We start from the raw sequence: 15,605 nt of genomic DNA on the forward strand, positions 1-15,605 counted from the left end.
TAAGGCGTATTGTCTATTATTATTAATATATTAAATTGATGGTACAGATTGGCTGAAATATGGAAATCGATGGAAAATCGTGGAGGATACTGGAGTGCCTGCAGGCCGAAGCCCGGCTTTCGCTGACCGAGCTGGCGCGGGCGGTAGAGTTATCCGTGCCGGCGGTTTCTGAGCGCTTGAAGAGGCTGGAGGAGGCGGGCGTCATCAAGGGGTACCATGCGCGCGTCGCCACTGAGAAAGTGGGCTACACGCTGTGTGCTATCGTGGGAATCACGGTGCCGCAGCCCTACAAGCAGACTTTGCTTGACGTGTTGACCGCCATGCCCGAGGTGACCGAATGTCACCATGTGACCGGGGCCGACTCGTATCTGTTCCGTCTCGTTGCGCGCGATGTGGCCCACCTCGAAGCCCTGGTCGCTCGCGTCAATCACCTGGGCGAAACCCGAACCTCTATCATTTTGTCGACGCCGCTGGCGGAGAGGCCGCTGCTGCCGCCGCGCTGAACATGCTAAGCGGAAGTATCCACGTTGCCGCCCAGAGCGGACTCGATGGCTCTGCTAGTCGCAGCGCTGCTGGCACCGATTTCGGCCGCGCGGGCCTGCGTGGCCTGGATCAGCGACAGCGCGCTTTGCGCTTGACGCAAATCGCCGGATTGCAGCGCCTGACCGAGTTGTTGCAGCGGCGCCGAACCTATGCCCTGGGTGGCATGGGGGCTGAGCGAGTTAAACGCCTGTTGCGCGGCGGCGATGTTGCCCGACTGTACGGCGATGGCGAGCGCATGCAGGCTGCTGCCTGTCTGGGCAGAGGGTTGAGAGGAGTAGCTTGAAACCGCGGCAATGCTCATGGCGAACGTCCACTGAAGGATGTCGGTATGCTATATGGGTGATTTAACTATGGCACGAATTTAAGCCTTTGACAATACGCCATTTTTCCCAGTTGGCGCCTTGCCGTCGTACCCGGACCCTGCCTGATCCGGCACCCGTTCATCATGCTAACGCCACGTCTTGTCGCGGGAATCGCGCGAAAATGCATCCGCCCATCGTCGCATGGCGGTTCGCCCGGCAAGGGTAGGCGTCACCGCCAGCGCGGGGCGAGCAGGGCTTCAAGATAAGGCACGCCAGCCGCATCGCGATCGCCTGGCCGGCTGACGTAGGCCGCCGAGACCTGAATGCCGTCAAGCGTGGATGAAGCGATCCGCCACTGCCCGCGAACCCCCGATTGCCACAACGCGAAGCAGAGTCGCGCCCGCCAGGCGAAGAAGCCGATCAAGGCGCTGGCCACAACGGGTCCCGAAGCATGCCAATCCGGAGAGTGCTGCCAGACGGCCAACTCCTGCAACAGGTCTCTAACGGCTATCGCCGCGCAGATCAGGTAGAGCAGGACGCGGAACAAGGCGAACCGGGGCAATTCCTTGCGCATGTGTTCTGCCGAAAAAAACAGTACATTACGCAAGGGCTTGACCGTGTCGGAAACGGGAATGCCCTGTACGTACACGATGCGCTGCTCGGGACTGTCGCCATAAGCCACTGCCTTGCGGCCGACCAAATCGGATAAACGCATGCTCACCCATACCGGGTGGAGCACACCGATCAGCATCATTCCGCCTAGCGCTGAGCGGATGTCTAGCATCAAGGTAACGGCGAGCGTCAGCATGACCGTGAGAACCCACCCGATCGCCTTCAGCGGGTGCCCGGTGTAATAAGAAAAAAAAGGCGATTGATATGCAATCATGGTGATCCTCACCTGGAAAGGGCACCGGGGCAAGGCGATATCGACTGATGGCTGTGAATCCCGGCGCCGGCATGTCTAGTGTATGCCAAAAAATATTGTTGCATGCAATATGCATGAAAAAAGCCCCGGCTGGCGGGGCTTTTGTGGGTTCTCTGCCACGGTGTGGCATGCGGTGACAGGCTACTCGAGATTCTGGATCTGCTCGCGCATCTGCTCGATCAGCACCTTCAGTTCGACCGACGCCTGGGTGGTTTCCGTCGATACCGATTTGGAACCCAGCGTATTGGCTTCGCGGTTGAGCTCCTGCATCAGAAAGTCGAGCCGCTTGCCGGTCTGACCGCCGACCTTCAGAATGCGCCTTACCTCGCTCAGATGCGTGCTCAGGCGCGACAGTTCTTCATCGACATCGATTTTCTGGGCGAACAGGGCGAACTCTTGCTTGATGCGATCGTCGTCGACATTATCGAGCGTTTCGCGCAGGCGGCTCGACAGCTTGCCCATATACGCTTCCAGAATCAGTGGCAGCTTGGGTTTGATCGTCTGGATGATCGACTCCATGGCGACCACGCGTTCGAGCAACACGGCCTTGAGCTTCTCGCCTTCGCGTTCGCGCGAAGCGTTGAAGTCGAGCAGAACCGTTACCAGGGCCTCGAAGCACAATTTGTGCAGGACCTCGGGGGGAAGCTCGTTTGACCGCAGTACGCCCGGCCAGCGTAGGATCTCGCCCGCCGTCAGGCCGCGGGTATCGTGCGCGAGTTCCTGCACCTCGGAAGCGACGCTCAGCAGCTTGGCCAGGAAGTCGCGGTTCAGCTCCAGCGTCGGTGCACTGCTTTCGACCTGATTGAGCCCGAGGCGGCACTCAAGTTTCCCACGCGATACCTTCCCGGCAATCTGCTCGCGCAAATGGGGCTCGATAATGCGCAATTCTTCAGGCAGCCGCATCTGGACATCGAGGTAGCGGTGATTGACGGCGCGCAGCTCAAGGCTTAAAACTCCCCCAGGAAACTCTCTGGTTGTGGAGGAAAAGCCTGTCATACTCAAAATCATAGTGGGCTCCTGCAATACATCCATAAATTCTACAGCGATCAGGCCCGAATTGCTTGGCATATCCGGGTAATCCAGGCCCGGTCACTATAGCAATTGCCATCCTGCGACTCAATGTACTCGCATGCGGGACACGGTTCCGGGACGGCCACGTATAATCAGACCTTTTGCCCGGATGGATCTCATGCGACCTTCTTCACGTTCCGCCGATGCCCTGCGCGTCGTTCGTCTTACCCGCAACTATACTCGCCATGCCGAAGGTTCCGTGCTGGTGGAGTTCGGCGATACCAAAGTCATTTGCACTGCCACCGTAGAAGAATCCTTGCCCGGTTTTCTCAAAGGCAAGGGCCAGGGCTGGATCACGGCCGAATACGGCATGCTGCCGCGCTCCACCGGCAGCCGTATGCGGCGCGAAGCGGCCAGCGGCAAGCAGTCCGGGCGTACGCAGGAAATCCAGCGTTTGATCGGCCGTTCGCTGCGTGCCGTGGTCGACCTCAAGCGCCTGGGCGAGCGGCAGATCGTGATCGACTGCGATGTGATTCAGGCAGATGGTGGAACCCGCACCGCCAGCATCACCGGTGCTTTTGTGGCACTACATGATGCCATAGGCCGTTTGCTGGCCGCCGGCAAACTGGAGCAAAGTCCGATCCGCGACTTTGTCGCCGCGGTTTCGGTTGGCATCTTCCAGGGGACGCCGGTACTGGACCTCGATTATCCGGAAGACTCTGCCTGCGAAACCGATATGAATGTGGTGATGACCGGCTCCGGGCATTTTGTCGAAATCCAGGGAACGGCCGAAGGCGAACCCTTCAGCCGCGATGAAATGGCGGAGTTGCTGAAGCTGGCAGAAAAAGGCATACGCGAGCTGATCGCCGCACAGGGCGAGGCGCTCGGCATCCCCGCGCAGTGAGCCGGGCCGGCGCCGCCTTGCCCGGGCGGCTATAACTTGCCGGCGATGAAGCGCTGCAGCAGTCCGCCGAATACCGGGGCCGTCAACGCCATATTGTTCGCACGTTGGCGGTCGCGCGCGCTCGGCGCCGAGCTTTGCAGCCCGATCACCACATACTTGCCGTTCTGTTGCGCAAGAATGGGCGAACCGCTGTCTCCGGGCAGGGTATTGCAGCGATGGCCGAGCCGGCCGTCGTCTTGCAATTCGATCGCCTGGCAGGATTTGTGCGCCATCATCACCCCGTTGGTATCGACCGGGTAGCCGGCCTGGGTGACACGCCAGTTATTCCGCACCAGCAGGGATTTGAGAGCAGCGGCATTGCCCTGGAACAGCGGCAGGTAACCGAATTCCTTGCCCGCCGGTTGACTCAGGCGGACAAAGGCGAAATCGTAGGGGGCGACTGCGGGCGGAATCGTCATCGAATGAGGGTGGCGAATAATGCCTTTGAGCAGCACCTGGCTCACGTAGACATGCTTGACGCCGACCAATGTATCGTAAGTATCGCCGTCAATGCCCAGCATGAAGCTGACCGCGGGGTCGAGGCGGCCCTTCTTGCCGACAAAGCAGTGGCCGGCCGTCAGAACGACATCGGGCGCGACCAGCGTTCCGCTGCAGCGCAGGTGGCCGGCGGTTTCCAGCTGGCCGATGGTTTGCCACGGCATCGTGTCGACCGGGACCTTGACCCGGCTGTCCTTGCCGTAGAACAGGGCCAGTTGCTCGCGGGTCAGCTTGGCGGCCATGGCTGGCGCGGCAACGAGGCATGCCAGCAGTATCAGCAGCAGTGCACGTGTCTTCATTGGTACTCCCCCCATAAAAAAATCGGGGTGCGCGATGGCACCCCGATCTCTCAGTACATTATTGCGAGCTTACTTGGCAGCGGAGGCAGCAGCCTTCTTCGCTACTTTCTTAACCTTCTTGGCTGCTTTGGGGGCCGAAGCGGCTGCATCGGCTTGAGCGGCTTGCGAAGCAGCGACTTTCTTGGCAGCCTTCTTGGCGTGCTTTTTGGCAGCGTGCTTTTTAACAGCCTTCTTGGCCGAAGCGGAAGCGTCGTCGGCTTGAGCGGCTTGGGAAGCCGCAGCCTTCTTCGCTACTTTCTTGGCCTTCTTGGCTGCTTTGGGGGCCGAAGCGGCAACATCGGCTTGAGCGGCTTGCGAAGCAGCGACTTTCTTGGCAGCCTTCTTGGCGTGCTTTTTGGCAGCGTGCTTTTTAACAGCCTTCTTGGCCGAAGCGGAAGCGTCGTCGGCTTGAGCGGCTTGGGAGGCAGCAGCCTTCTTCGCTACTTTCTTGACCTTCTTGGCCTTCTTGGCTGCTTTGGGGGCCGAAGCGGCAGCATCGGCTTGAGCGGCTTGCGAAGCCGCGACTTTCTTGGCTACGTGCTTCTTGGCGTGCTTTTTGGCAGCGTGCTTCTTAACAGCCTTCTTGGCCGATGCGGAAGCGTCGTCGGCTTGAGCGGCTTGGGAGGCAGCAGCCTTCTTCGCTACTTTCTTGGCCTTCTTGGCAGCCTTGGGGGCCGAAGCGGCAACATCGGCTTGAGCGGCTTGCGAAGCAGCGACTTTCTTGGCTGCTTTCTTGGCGGCTACTTTCTTGGCCTTCTTGGCCGCTTTGGGGGCCGAAGCGGCAGCATCAGCTTGAGCAGCTTGCGATGCTTCTTTCTTTACGACTTTCTTGGCAGCCTTTTTCTTGGCAGCGGTCGTTTTGTGGATGGCGGTCGCTGCGGAAGCTTCAGCGGCGAAGCCAGCAGTGGAGGTCAGGCCGAACGCTGCGGCCACGGCGAGCATGATGAACTTATTCATTTTGTCTTTGATCCTTGTTTGTCGAAGTGCTTGAAAGAGTCCAGCTGCGCACCGCTACCCGCATGGACAGCCGATCCGCGAAATGCAGGGCATTCCGGCCCCGAGCCATCCGCGTGTGCAGACATAGTGGAGACTTTCCAGCGAGGGCATGCTAAGCGGATGCTTCCGGGGTGTCTACAGTCGGTATGTTTCCCCGTGTAACAAAATGTACAGGCGGCGTCTTCGGCCACGACAACTCGAAGCGCGCACCGCCTTGCGGCGAATTGCCGACACTGATGCTGCCCTGGTGGGCGCGGGCGATACGCTCTACGATGGCAAGTCCGAGGCCGTGCCCGCCGGTGGCGCGGGCGCGACTTTTGTCCAGCCGGACGAAGGCGGAAAAAATGCGTTGCCTTTCCTCTTCCGGTACCCCCGGGCCGTCGTCGTCGACGATCAGTGTCTGGCGCTCGGCTTCGATGCGCAAAGCGACATGGACCCGGGTGCCGGTATAGCGGCGCGCATTGGACAGCAGATTGTCCAGCGCCCGTGTCAGCAGATGCAGATCGCCACAGAGGCTGCCGAGCTGATCGATCTGCGGGTCGCGTTCCCACTGCAGTTGCGGCGCAAGCGCAGCCTGCTCGCGGATGCGCTCGTCTATCCACTCGGCGGCGGCGAATTGCACCGGTGACAGCGGCACTTCCGGGCGGTCTAGCTTGGCGTGCAAAAGCAGTTCTTCGATCAGCTTGTCGATGGCGTCGAGGTCGCGCTCCATCGCCTGGCGCGCGGGCGAGGCGACGCTATCTTCAAGTAGTGCGAGGCGGTAGCGCAGCCGGGCAAGCGGGGTGCGCAACTCGTGCGCGACGGCATTGGTGAGCGCCTTCTTGCTGGCCAGCAGTTCTACGATGCTGTCGGCCATGCGGTTGAAGGCCTGACCGACCCGGCGCACGCCGGAATTCTGCGGCAGCACGGCGCGGGCAGAGAACTGCCCGACTGCCAGCCTCGTCGCGGCCTGCTCCAGCGTCATCAGGTCGCGCCAGTGCGGGCGCATCCATAACAAGACGGGCACGGCGAGCGAGAGTCCTATGATCACCAGCAAGGCATAGTCGAACCACTTGAGCTGATGCAAAAAGAACAGGTAGCGCAAGGGGCCGGCGACGAGGACGTAGTCGCTGTCATCTATGCGCTGCAGGAACAGGTAGTTGTTCTCCAACATGACGATTTCGCCGCGAGCAAGGGCGTCGCGCGACGTTTCGTCGAGGTCGTAGGCGCTTTCCCGCTCGACGCGGACATGGAAGGTGAAGCGATGGTCGTCCTGCTCCAGTTTCTCCGCCCACAGCTCCTGCGGGACGCCGCGGAGTTCGGTCTCGATCAGGGTCAGGGTCGTGCGCAGCAGGTCGGACAGATAGCGTTCGCCGACCTTGTCGATCGCTTGTTTGTAGACGATGCCGACAAGAACGACTGCGATCAGAAAACAGCCCATCAACAGGACATAAAACTGGATGAATAACTTGCGCATGAAACGGCTTACTCCCAGCCCGACAAGGAGAACAGATAGCCCTTGTTGCGGACTGTCTTGATGCGGAAAGGCTCCAGCGGATTATCCCCGAGCTTTCTGCGCAGGCGCGACACGGCGACATCGATGCTGCGATCGAGACCGTCGTAGCTGACTCCGCGCAGTTTTTTCAGCAGATCTTCGCGTTTCATGATCTCGCCTGCATGGCTGGCGAGCTGCCACAAGAGATCGAAATCCGATGTCGACAGAATCACCTGCTCCCCATCGAGCACTACGTCGCGGTTGACCGGGTCGACCTCCAGCTGTCCGAAGGCGAGGCGACGCAGGCTACTGCTCTGTGCCGGGGCCTGCGGCGTTTCCGGGTGATGGTTGCGTAATTGCGCACGCAGGCGGGCAACCAGCACCGAGGGGGGGGTGGTTTTGAGAATGTAGTCGTTGGCGCCGAGTTCCAGCCCCAGTATCTGGTTCATATCGCTATCGAGCGAGGTCAGCATGACGATGGGGCCGCTATACATCGGTCGCAACTCGCGGCAGATGGTCAGGCCATCCTTGCCTGGCAACATGATGTCCAGCAGGACGAGATCGGGTTGCTCGCGCAGGATGGTATCGACCGCGCTGTCGCCGCGCGGGTCGATGAGCACATTCATCTCGTGGCGGGACAGAAAATCACTGATGAGTTCCGCCAGGTCGGCGTCATCTTCGACAAAGACGATACGATGGGTCATCCGGGGGTACGCTCAGAAATAACATTCATCCTGCCAGTATCCCCCGAGCGCGGTGGCGGCTCAAGCAGGGCGCAGCCGTGCGGGGCGTCGGAATGTGCATTCCGGCGAACTCCGTCCGGGGGGCGAAGGACGGCATTCTCTTTCCGGTCGGCTGGCGATCTGCCTACCGCCTCGCACCTCCGGGCATGTCGCCCGGGGCAAAGTCGGGGGCTGCGCTGCCCGTTTTGCGGACGGATTCAGACCAGCCCGTGTCTCTGCTCCGCGAAGTCGCCAGCGGAAAGCCAGCATCAGCGGGATGTCGGGGCGGGAGCAGGGCCTATCATCGATTCGATACCCTCCTGTTCAAGCTCCTCGAGGAAAAGGTCGAACGCGGCCTGATCGGAGTCGAACTCGCCATCGAAAAGCGTCGAGTTGGCGTATGGGTCCACAATCTCCAGTGTCCAACCCGTGTCAGGCAAGCGGTAGATACACACTTCCACCGTTTTGCCTTCTGCCGTGTATTTCTGTTGCAAAGGAGAGATGATCAGGTCGTGTTCGTCGTACATTGATGTGCCGTCCATAGGTTCGGGAACGGTATGGATACTAGCACACCGGCCTGTCCGGCGATGTCCGTGCGTGAAGCGGGGCGAGGGGGCGGAGGGTGACAGTAGCGCCGGGGGGATCGAGCGTGCCCCATGCCGTTCGACGAGCGAGGTCTGGCGGCGAGACCCAATGATGTATAACAATGTATACGGCTGTTGCCGTATATTTTGCTATACATGACGATACTTCGCTGGAGACAGGATCGTATGGACAAGATCAGAAATCCGTTCTCGCCAGGGGCGGGCTCGCCGCCGCCGGAATTGGCCGGCCGCGAGGGCGTGCTGGAGCAGGCACGCGTGTTGCTGGGGCGGGTGAAGGCTGGCCGGCCGGAGAAAAGCATGCTGCTCACCGGCCTGCGCGGGGTTGGCAAAACGGTGCTCTTGAACGAGATCGAGCGAATGGCGCAGGCTGCCGGCTACCGCAGTCTCTTGATCGAGGCGCACGATGGCAAGTCGCTGGCGGTGCTGCTTGCGCCGCCGCTGCGGCGCTTGTTGTTCGAGCTGGATAGAATGGCCGGCGCCGGCGACAAGGCGCGCCGCGGCATTGCGGTACTGAAGAGTTTTGTCTCGGCGATCAAGGTTAGAGTGGGGGAGTTCGACATCGGTATCGACATTGAACCCGAAACCGGTGCGGCCGATAGCGGCGACCTGGAGCTGGATCTGCCCAGTCTGTTCGTGGCGGTGGCCGAGGCAGCGAAAGAGCGTGGAGTGGCGGTCGCGATCCTGATCGATGAAATCCAGTATTTCAACGCGGGAGAGTTGAGCGCCTTGGTGATGGCGATGCACAAGATGCAACAGCGCCAGCTGCCTTTGGTCCTTGTGGGGGCCGGGCTTCCCATTCTGCCTGCGCTGGTGGGCGAGTCGAAATCGTATGCGGAGCGCTTGTTCAGCTTTCCCGATATCGGCCCGTTGCCGACGGCGGCGGCGATCCAGGCGCTGCGCGATCCGGTGCGTGAGGCGGGTGAGACGATAGACGATGAGGCTCTGGAGGAAATCGCCCGGTTGACGCATGGCTATCCTTACTTCCTGCAGGAGTGGGGTTACCAGGCATGGAATCACGCAGACGCATCGCCGATCAGTCTGGCGGTGGTGCAGGCAAGCAGTGCGATCGTGTCCGAACGGCTGGACAGCAATTTTTTCCGGGTGCGTTTTGATCGTTTGACGCCGCGCGAGCAGAGGTTTCTGCGGGCAATGGCCGAGCTCGAACCCGGCAGGCATCGAACCGGCGATATTGCCGCGCGGCTGGCGGTCAAAATCCAGAGCATGGGGCCGGTGCGCGCCAGTCTGATCAAGAAAGGCATGATCTACAGTCCATCGCATGGCGACATGGCGTTTACGGTGCCGCTGTTCGATGAATTCATGCGCCGGGCCATTCCGCATTTCGAGGCTTGATGAGGGTCCGATGCGGTTCTGGCCCACACGGTGGCGCTGGCCCTGCGTCAGGCTGTTGCAGCCGCCAAGTCAGCAGCTGAAAGCGCTATTTGAGTTGGAAAACGATGGTGAATAGTCTGAACGGCGCTTTTCTGGTTTGCCGCTGCCCGGATTGTCTGAAGCGTTGATCCGGGAAGAAAACGGCGACCATGATAAGTCCTAAAATGAGACTTATCATTCCCTTTCTGGGACTCTATGCGCAGGGATGCCTTGATGAGTCCCAAAAAAGGACTTAACATTCCCTTTTTGGGACTTTTGGGCGTTGCCATGGCCTCTCTGTCGCTGAGCGACGCTTTGTTCACAACCACCCAGCAGAAAGTGTTGGGATTGCTCTATGGCAAGCCGGATCAGAGCTTCTACGCAAACGAGATTGCCCGTTGGGCCCAGGTCGGTAAAGGCAGCATCATGCGCGAGCTCGATCGTTTGCAAAGGGCTGGCGTGTTGACCCTGTTCCACCAGGGTAACCAGACGCACTATCGAGCCAATCCAGACTGCCCGATCTACCTTGAACTGTGCGGCATCGTGAGCAAAACCTTTGGAATTGGCGAACAATTGCGAGTAGCGCTGGAGCCTCTGGCAGAGCAACTGGTTTGGGCATTCATCTACGGATCCATCGCCAAGGGAAATGCCCATGCTGCGAGTGATATCGATCTGATGCTCATCGGTGAGAACCTAAGCTATAGCACTGTGATGGAGTGCCTGATTCCGCTGGAGGAACGGCTCGGTCGTACCATCAACCCCACTCTTTACACTCTGGCCGACTGGCGAGCAAAGGAAGACGCGGGCAACAGTTTTGTGTTGAAGGTCGGAGAGCAGGAGAAGATCAACCTGATCGGCGGCAAGCCGGAAGGAGGGGGAAATGGGCAACAATGATAACTTGGAGAACTTGTTGCGCAGTGGAGGTCTGAAGGCGGAACCGCCGGGCCGCAAAGAATGCGAAGGCTTGCTGCGTTCGGCGATAGATCGCTTGCAGGATGCCCACAGTCCAAGCTTGTCCTTTGCCAGCCGTTTCGATCTCGCCTACAACGCGGCACATGCTCTGGCACTGACCGCGCTGCGCTTGTGCGGTTACCGCTCTGACCGACGCTATCTGGTATTCCAGTGCCTGGCACATACCCTTCATTTGAGCAAGGCCCAAGTCCGTCTGTTCGACCTCTGTCATAACCGACGCAATCTGGCTGAATACGAAGGCTATATGGAAGTGGATGACGCTCTGCTGGCTGAGCTGATTGCCGCAGCCGATATCTTGCTGGCCAATGTCGAGCAAGCCATCGCCCGTGAGGGTTGATCCAGGAAAAGGCTTTCCCAAGCGGGTTGCGAATTTTTAAGTGCTGAAACTGACTCTCATGCTTGATTAGGGGCGGTTGGTCAGGATAATTTCTATTTTTCAATTGCTTAGCGTGCTTCGCCGCTGCATGAGTGCGTAGTGCTATAGACTGTTTCGGCTGGTTTAATAGCACCATTGAAATAGCATTCACAGTTGCACTGGTGTGGCAAAAACAGGCAGAAATTGGCTGGAATGAACGTAAACAAGACAGTCCACAATGGCGCCGAAAGCCGTGCCATCCAGGAAAACCCGGTAAAACCGCCTTCCCGCCGCCTGTCCGTGGCCCCGATGCTGGACTGGACCGATCGGCATTATCGCTATTTCGCGCGTCTGATCACGCGCAATACCTGGCTTTATACCGAGATGGTCACAACCGGGGCGCTGATCCACGGCGATGTCGAGCGGCACTTGCGGTTCGACCCCGGCGAGCGGCCGCTCGCACTCCAGCTGGGGGGCTCGGATCCGGCCGAGCTGGCCCGTTGCGCGCGCCTCGCGCAGAGCTGGGGCTACGACGAAGTCAATCTGAACGTAGGCTGCCCATCGGAGCGGGTTCAGAAGGGGGCGTTCGGAGCCTGCCTGATGGCCGAGCCGGAGCTGGTGGCCGACTGCGTCAAGGCTATGCGCGATGCCGTCGATATCGATATCACGCTCAAACACCGGATCGGCATCGATGCCGTCGAGGACTACGGTTATGTGGCCGATTTTGTCGACCGCATCGCGCGTGCCGGTTGCCGCACCTTCATCGTGCATGCGCGCAATGCGATCCTCAAGGGATTGTCGCCCAAGGATAATCGCGAAATTCCTCCCCTCAAGTACGACTATGTCTACCGCTTGAAGCGCGAACGGCCCGAGCTGGAAATCCTGCTCAACGGCGGCGTCAAGACGCTTGAGGATATCGATGTGCATCTGCGTCATGTGGACGGCGTCATGCTCGGGCGCGAGGCGTACCATAATCCCTTTTTGATGGCGAGTTGGGATGCACGGTACTATGGGGCGGCAACGCCGCTTCCCGATCGCGCCGAGGTGGTCCGGGCGCTGCTACCCTATGTGCGGCGCCAGCTCGAGCAGGGGCACGCCGTGCGCAATGTGGCGCGTCATATCCTGGGTTTGTTTCAGGGCCAGCCCGGCGCACGGCAATGGCGGCGCATTCTGTCCGACGCCAGCTTGCTGCGCGACGCCGACGAACGTTTGTTGTTGCGCGCGCTGGAAGCCGTCGCAGGCAACCGGTCCGCTGAAAGGGAGGCGTCTTGAAGATACGCGGTCTGCTGCTCGTGCTGCTCTCTACCTGTGCGCAGGGCGGGGATATCCTGCATCTCTACAGCGGGAGCGCCGGTTTGCCGGACACGGTCGTGCACCGCTTCGAGAAGGAGTGCCAGTGTCGGGTGGTGCAGGACAGCTTCGGCCGCGGCGACGAACTGGTGAGCAAGCTGCAGAGTGGCGTTCGCTACGACCTGGTGTTTCCGTCAAGCCTGGCGGTACCGGCCCTGATTGCGCAAAAGGCGTTGCAGCCGCTCGACCGCTCCCGCCTCGGCAACCTGCGCAATCTGGAGCCAAGGCTGCTCAATCCGGCTTATGACCGCGGTAATGTCTACAGCTTGCCGTCGGCGCTGTCGCTGGTTTCCATCGGATACAATATCGAGAAACTGAAGCAGCTGGGCATCGATCCGTACAGCTGGTCCGTCCTGTTCGATCCGCGGATACTGCCCCGCCTGAAGGGGCATGTTTTTGTCCCGGATCGTCCGCGAGAGGTATTTGCGGCGGCGCTGTTCTATCTCGGGCGCTCTCCGCTCGATGCGAGCGAGGCCGATTATCGTCGCGCGGCGGATGTGATCCGCATCGCGCGCGCCTACTGGTCTGTACCGGCCGGCACCTCGCCGGTCCGCGATCTGGTGCAAGGCAATGCCTGGCTGGCCATGGGGCATTCGAGCGAGATGTTTCAAGCGCGCGAGATGGCGCGCGAGGAGCGTCGCGGCTATACCATAGGCAATGTCCTGCAAAAGGAAGGCAACCAGCTTTCCGTCGAGGTGGTCGCTGTACCCGTCGCCGCGCGCCACCCCGAGCTGGCCTCGCAGTTCATCAATTTTCTGCTCGATGGCAAGAACGCTGCCGAGCTGACCAATGTCGACGGCGCGATCAACCCGGTGGCGTCGGCCCTGCCTTTCTATCGCGAAGATCTGAAAGTTCATCCGCTGATCTCCCCGGAGGGCGACTCGATACGCAAATGGAGCGTGCTGCGCGCGCTCTCGCCGCGGGAGCTCGCATTGCTGCTGCAGCTATGGAACGACACCCGCCCATTGCCGTTGAGCGTCGATGCGCAGCCGCATGGCGGCAATTCACGGGATAAAGTAAACCATGTTCGATAAACTTGTTCTTGCCAGCAATAATGCCGGCAAACTGCGTGAGTTTTCCGCATTGTTGGCCCCGCTGGGGGTGACGGTGATCGCTCAACGCGAGTTGGGCGTGGGCGAATGCCCGGAACCGCATGCGACGTTTCTGGAAAATGCGCTGGAAAAAGCGCGTCACGCGAGCCGGGTGACCGGCCTCCCGGCGCTGGCCGACGACTCCGGCCTGTGCGTCGCGGCGCTCGGCGGTGCGCCCGGGGTGCTGTCGGCGCGTTTTGCCGGTGAGCCTAAGTCCGATCTGCGCAACAACGCGCTGCTTGTCGAGCGCCTGCATGGCATCGCCGATCGCCGCGCCTGGTTCTATTGCGTGCTGGTTCTGTTGCGCCATGCCGACGACCCTCAGCCCATCGTTGCCGACGGCAGCTGGTACGGCGAAGTGAGAGACCGCGCGGCCGGTGGCGGCGGTTTTGGCTACGATCCGCATTTCTGGCTTCCGGAGCACGGCATGACGGCCGCAGAGATGCCGGCCGCGGACAAGAACACCGAAAGCCATCGGGCCCAGGCCACGCGTTTGCTGCTCGCCCGTCTCGGTTCTCTGTAGATGACGACCATTGCCATGCCGGGAGCGTTGACGGTATTGCCGCCGCTGTCCCTGTACATCCATTTTCCCTGGTGCGTGCGCAAATGCCCGTACTGCGATTTCAATTCGCACGAGGCGAAGAACGGTTTCGACGACGCGGCCTACGCCGACGCCCTGTTGCGCGACCTGGAGTCGGCCCTGCCCGCGGTCTGGGGACGGCCGGTGCGCAGTATCTTCATCGGCGGCGGTACGCCCAGTCTGTTTTCGGCACCGGCGCTGGAAAAACTGCTCGACGGCGTTCGTGCGCGGGTTCGCCTCGACCCCGATGCCGAGATCACGCTGGAGGCGAATCCCGGTACCTTCGAAAGCGAACGTTTCCTCGCCTATCGGCAGGCGGGGGTCAACCGGCTGTCGATCGGAATCCAGAGCTTCGACGACGGCAAGCTCAAGGCGCTGGGGCGCATTCACGATTCGGCGCAGGCACATCGCGCGATCGAGATCGCGTGCCGTCATTTCGACAACGTCAATATCGATTTGATGTATGCCTTGCCCGGGCAGTCGCTCGAGCAGGCGCTGTCCGATATCGATCAGGCCCTTGCGCATGGCGTGACTCATTTGTCTGCCTACCACCTGACGATAGAGCCGAATACGCTGTTCCATCGCTATACCCCGCCGGCGTTGCCCGATGATGAGTTGTCGGCAGATATGCAGGAGGCGATCGAGGCGCGGCTTGGGCACGCCGGCTTCGAACATTACGAGACCTCCGCATTTGCCAGGCCGGGTCGGCGCTGTCAACATAACCTCAATTACTGGCTGTTCGGCGACTATCTCGGTATCGGTGCGGGGGCGCACGGCAAGATCAGTCTGCCCGATGGAGTCTGGCGCGAGATGCGGCACAAACAACCGGCGGCCTATCTGGCCGGAGTTGAGGCCGGAACAGCCGTGCAGACGCGACAGAAAGTCGGCCGGCGCGATTTGCCGTTCGAGTTCATGATGAATGCCCTGCGCTTGACCGGAGGGTTCGATTCCAGTCTGTTTGTCGAACGCACCGGGCTTGCCCCCGCGATGATCGCGTCCCGCCTCGACGATGCCTGCGCGCGCGGCTTGCTCGGCCGCGCAGACGGTCGCCTGTTTCCGACCGGGCTCGGGCAACGGTTTCTCAACGATTTGCTGACCCTGTTTCTGAGTGAAGGAGCTTCTCACCATGACTAAAAAAACGATCCACTCCGATCTGGCTCCGGCTGCAATCGGTGCCTATTCTCAGGCTATCCGCGCCGGCGACACCGTCTATCTTTCCGGTCAGATTCCACTGGACCCGGAAACCATGCAGTTGGTGGATGGCGGCTTTGCCGCCCAGGCGCACCAGGTGTTCAAGAATCTGCAGCATGTCTGCGAGGCGGCGGGTGGCAGCCTGGACGATATCGTGAAACTGAATGCGTATCTGACTGATCTGAGCAACTTCGGTATTTTCAACGAGGTGATGGGCCAGTATTTCAATCAGCCTTTCCCCGCGCGCGCGGCGCTCGGCGTCGCCAGTTTGCCGCGTGCGGCACTGGTCGAGGCGGATGCCGTGCTGGTTCTTGCTTCCTGAGTGCAGGCTGCGCCGGCGA

18 protein-coding genes are annotated in these 15,605 nt (G+C 60.5%); 10 read left to right on the forward strand and 8 right to left on the reverse strand.

From position 1 onward, the window contains the following. Positions 1-59 precede the first annotated feature (59 nt). Positions 60-503: an Lrp/AsnC family transcriptional regulator gene (locus G520_RS0109160; protein WP_028535386.1), complete on the forward strand. Its 444-nt coding sequence runs from the start codon at positions 60-62 to the stop codon at positions 501-503. Positions 504-508: 5 nt separating this feature from the next. Here G520_RS0109160 and G520_RS0109165 read toward each other — a convergent pair whose 3' ends face one another. From G520_RS0109165 to G520_RS0109175, 3 genes are all read right to left on the reverse strand, one after another. After that, positions 509-844 carry a hypothetical protein gene (locus G520_RS0109165; protein ID WP_028535387.1) on the reverse strand — a complete coding sequence of 112 codons (336 nt, stop codon included), beginning with the start codon at positions 842-844 and terminating at the stop codon, positions 509-511. Between the two features lie 230 nt (positions 845-1,074). Continuing rightward, positions 1,075-1,731 (reverse strand): hypothetical protein, encoded by a 657-nt coding sequence (locus G520_RS0109170; protein ID WP_028535388.1) that lies wholly within the window; start codon positions 1,729-1,731, stop codon positions 1,075-1,077. Between the two features lie 180 nt (positions 1,732-1,911). Next, positions 1,912-2,778, reverse strand: coding sequence for a YicC/YloC family endoribonuclease (locus tag G520_RS0109175; protein ID WP_028535389.1), 867 nt, complete (start codon positions 2,776-2,778; stop codon positions 1,912-1,914). A 181-nt stretch (positions 2,779-2,959) separates the two neighbouring features. On the opposite strand from G520_RS0109175, the gene rph reads away from it, so the two are divergent. Then, the gene (gene rph, locus G520_RS0109180) at positions 2,960-3,685 is read left to right on the forward strand and encodes a ribonuclease PH (protein ID WP_028535390.1); all 726 of its coding nucleotides are present in this window, start codon (positions 2,960-2,962) and stop codon (positions 3,683-3,685) included. Between the two features lie 29 nt (positions 3,686-3,714). On the opposite strand, the gene G520_RS0109185 is transcribed toward rph, so the two are convergent. The 5 genes from G520_RS0109185 to G520_RS0109205 form a co-directional block, all read right to left on the reverse strand. Beyond that, positions 3,715-4,521: a trypsin-like serine peptidase gene (locus G520_RS0109185; RefSeq protein WP_028535391.1), complete on the reverse strand. Its 807-nt coding sequence runs from the start codon at positions 4,519-4,521 to the stop codon at positions 3,715-3,717. A gap of 69 nt (positions 4,522-4,590) precedes the next feature. Continuing rightward, positions 4,591-5,517 carry a hypothetical protein gene (locus tag G520_RS22275; RefSeq protein WP_211222795.1) on the reverse strand — a complete coding sequence of 309 codons (927 nt, stop codon included), beginning with the start codon at positions 5,515-5,517 and terminating at the stop codon, positions 4,591-4,593. A 151-nt stretch (positions 5,518-5,668) separates the two neighbouring features. After that, positions 5,669-7,012, reverse strand: coding sequence for a two-component system sensor histidine kinase RstB (gene rstB, locus G520_RS0109195; RefSeq protein ID WP_028535392.1), 1,344 nt, complete (start codon positions 7,010-7,012; stop codon positions 5,669-5,671). An 8-nt stretch (positions 7,013-7,020) separates the two neighbouring features. Further along, entirely contained in the window at positions 7,021-7,734 is a 714-nt protein-coding gene (rstA, locus tag G520_RS0109200) for a two-component system response regulator RstA (protein ID WP_028535393.1), read from the reverse strand. A 287-nt stretch (positions 7,735-8,021) separates the two neighbouring features. After that, positions 8,022-8,279, reverse strand: coding sequence for a hypothetical protein (locus G520_RS0109205; RefSeq protein WP_028535394.1), 258 nt, complete (start codon positions 8,277-8,279; stop codon positions 8,022-8,024). A gap of 243 nt (positions 8,280-8,522) precedes the next feature. On the opposite strand from G520_RS0109205, the gene G520_RS0109210 reads away from it, so the two are divergent. From G520_RS0109210 to G520_RS0109245, 8 genes are all read left to right on the forward strand, one after another. Continuing rightward, positions 8,523-9,707, forward strand: coding sequence for an AAA family ATPase (locus tag G520_RS0109210; protein WP_028535395.1), 1,185 nt, complete (start codon positions 8,523-8,525; stop codon positions 9,705-9,707). A gap of 252 nt (positions 9,708-9,959) precedes the next feature. Beyond that, the gene (locus G520_RS0109215) at positions 9,960-10,619 is read left to right on the forward strand and encodes a nucleotidyltransferase domain-containing protein (RefSeq protein ID WP_211222796.1); all 660 of its coding nucleotides are present in this window, start codon (positions 9,960-9,962) and stop codon (positions 10,617-10,619) included. Beyond that, positions 10,606-11,034: a hypothetical protein gene (locus tag G520_RS0109220; protein WP_028535397.1), complete on the forward strand. Its 429-nt coding sequence runs from the start codon at positions 10,606-10,608 to the stop codon at positions 11,032-11,034. The genes G520_RS0109215 and G520_RS0109220 overlap by 14 nt, the downstream gene beginning before the upstream one ends. A gap of 276 nt (positions 11,035-11,310) precedes the next feature. Next, a complete protein-coding gene (gene dusA, locus G520_RS22280; RefSeq protein ID WP_425516773.1) occupies positions 11,311-12,324 on the forward strand; it encodes a tRNA dihydrouridine(20/20a) synthase DusA in 1,014 nt (337 codons plus the stop codon). Further along, positions 12,321-13,436 (forward strand): ABC transporter substrate-binding protein, encoded by a 1,116-nt coding sequence (locus G520_RS22285; RefSeq protein WP_084637552.1) that lies wholly within the window; start codon positions 12,321-12,323, stop codon positions 13,434-13,436. Before dusA ends, G520_RS22285 begins: the two co-directional genes overlap by 4 nt. Next, positions 13,426-14,016, forward strand: a complete 591-nt coding sequence (gene rdgB / locus G520_RS0109235; RefSeq protein ID WP_028535398.1) for an RdgB/HAM1 family non-canonical purine NTP pyrophosphatase — start codon at positions 13,426-13,428, stop codon at positions 14,014-14,016. Before G520_RS22285 ends, rdgB begins: the two co-directional genes overlap by 11 nt. Further along, positions 14,017-15,207, forward strand: coding sequence for a radical SAM family heme chaperone HemW (hemW, locus tag G520_RS0109240; RefSeq protein WP_028535399.1), 1,191 nt, complete (start codon positions 14,017-14,019; stop codon positions 15,205-15,207). Then, entirely contained in the window at positions 15,200-15,586 is a 387-nt protein-coding gene (locus G520_RS0109245) for a RidA family protein (RefSeq protein ID WP_028535400.1), read from the forward strand. Before hemW ends, G520_RS0109245 begins: the two co-directional genes overlap by 8 nt. The last annotated feature ends 19 nt before the right edge of the window (positions 15,587-15,605 follow it).

The organism is Paludibacterium yongneupense DSM 18731 (assembly GCF_000422925.1).
Taxonomy (GTDB): Bacteria; Pseudomonadota; Gammaproteobacteria; order Burkholderiales; family Chromobacteriaceae; genus Paludibacterium; species Paludibacterium yongneupense.

Coding starts and splice junctions, on each gene's coding strand:
- G520_RS0109160 (WP_028535386.1), top strand. CDS start 60: ATGGAAATCGATGGAAAATCGTGGAGGATACTGGAGTGCCTGCAGGCC.
- G520_RS0109165 (WP_028535387.1), bottom strand. CDS start 844: ATGAGCATTGCCGCGGTTTCAAGCTACTCCTCTCAACCCTCTGCCCAG.
- G520_RS0109170 (WP_028535388.1), bottom strand. CDS start 1,731: ATGATTGCATATCAATCGCCTTTTTTTTCTTATTACACCGGGCACCCG.
- G520_RS0109175 (WP_028535389.1), bottom strand. CDS start 2,778: ATGATTTTGAGTATGACAGGCTTTTCCTCCACAACCAGAGAGTTTCCT.
- rph (WP_028535390.1), top strand. CDS start 2,960: ATGCGACCTTCTTCACGTTCCGCCGATGCCCTGCGCGTCGTTCGTCTT.
- G520_RS0109185 (WP_028535391.1), bottom strand. CDS start 4,521: ATGAAGACACGTGCACTGCTGCTGATACTGCTGGCATGCCTCGTTGCC.
- G520_RS22275 (WP_211222795.1), bottom strand. CDS start 5,517: ATGAATAAGTTCATCATGCTCGCCGTGGCCGCAGCGTTCGGCCTGACC.
- rstB (WP_028535392.1), bottom strand. CDS start 7,012: ATGCGCAAGTTATTCATCCAGTTTTATGTCCTGTTGATGGGCTGTTTT.
- rstA (WP_028535393.1), bottom strand. CDS start 7,734: ATGACCCATCGTATCGTCTTTGTCGAAGATGACGCCGACCTGGCGGAA.
- G520_RS0109205 (WP_028535394.1), bottom strand. CDS start 8,279: ATGTACGACGAACACGACCTGATCATCTCTCCTTTGCAACAGAAATAC.
- G520_RS0109210 (WP_028535395.1), top strand. CDS start 8,523: ATGGACAAGATCAGAAATCCGTTCTCGCCAGGGGCGGGCTCGCCGCCG.
- G520_RS0109215 (WP_211222796.1), top strand. CDS start 9,960: ATGAGTCCCAAAAAAGGACTTAACATTCCCTTTTTGGGACTTTTGGGC.
- G520_RS0109220 (WP_028535397.1), top strand. CDS start 10,606: ATGGGCAACAATGATAACTTGGAGAACTTGTTGCGCAGTGGAGGTCTG.
- rdgB (WP_028535398.1), top strand. CDS start 13,426: ATGTTCGATAAACTTGTTCTTGCCAGCAATAATGCCGGCAAACTGCGT.
- hemW (WP_028535399.1), top strand. CDS start 14,017: ATGACGACCATTGCCATGCCGGGAGCGTTGACGGTATTGCCGCCGCTG.
- G520_RS0109245 (WP_028535400.1), top strand. CDS start 15,200: ATGACTAAAAAAACGATCCACTCCGATCTGGCTCCGGCTGCAATCGGT.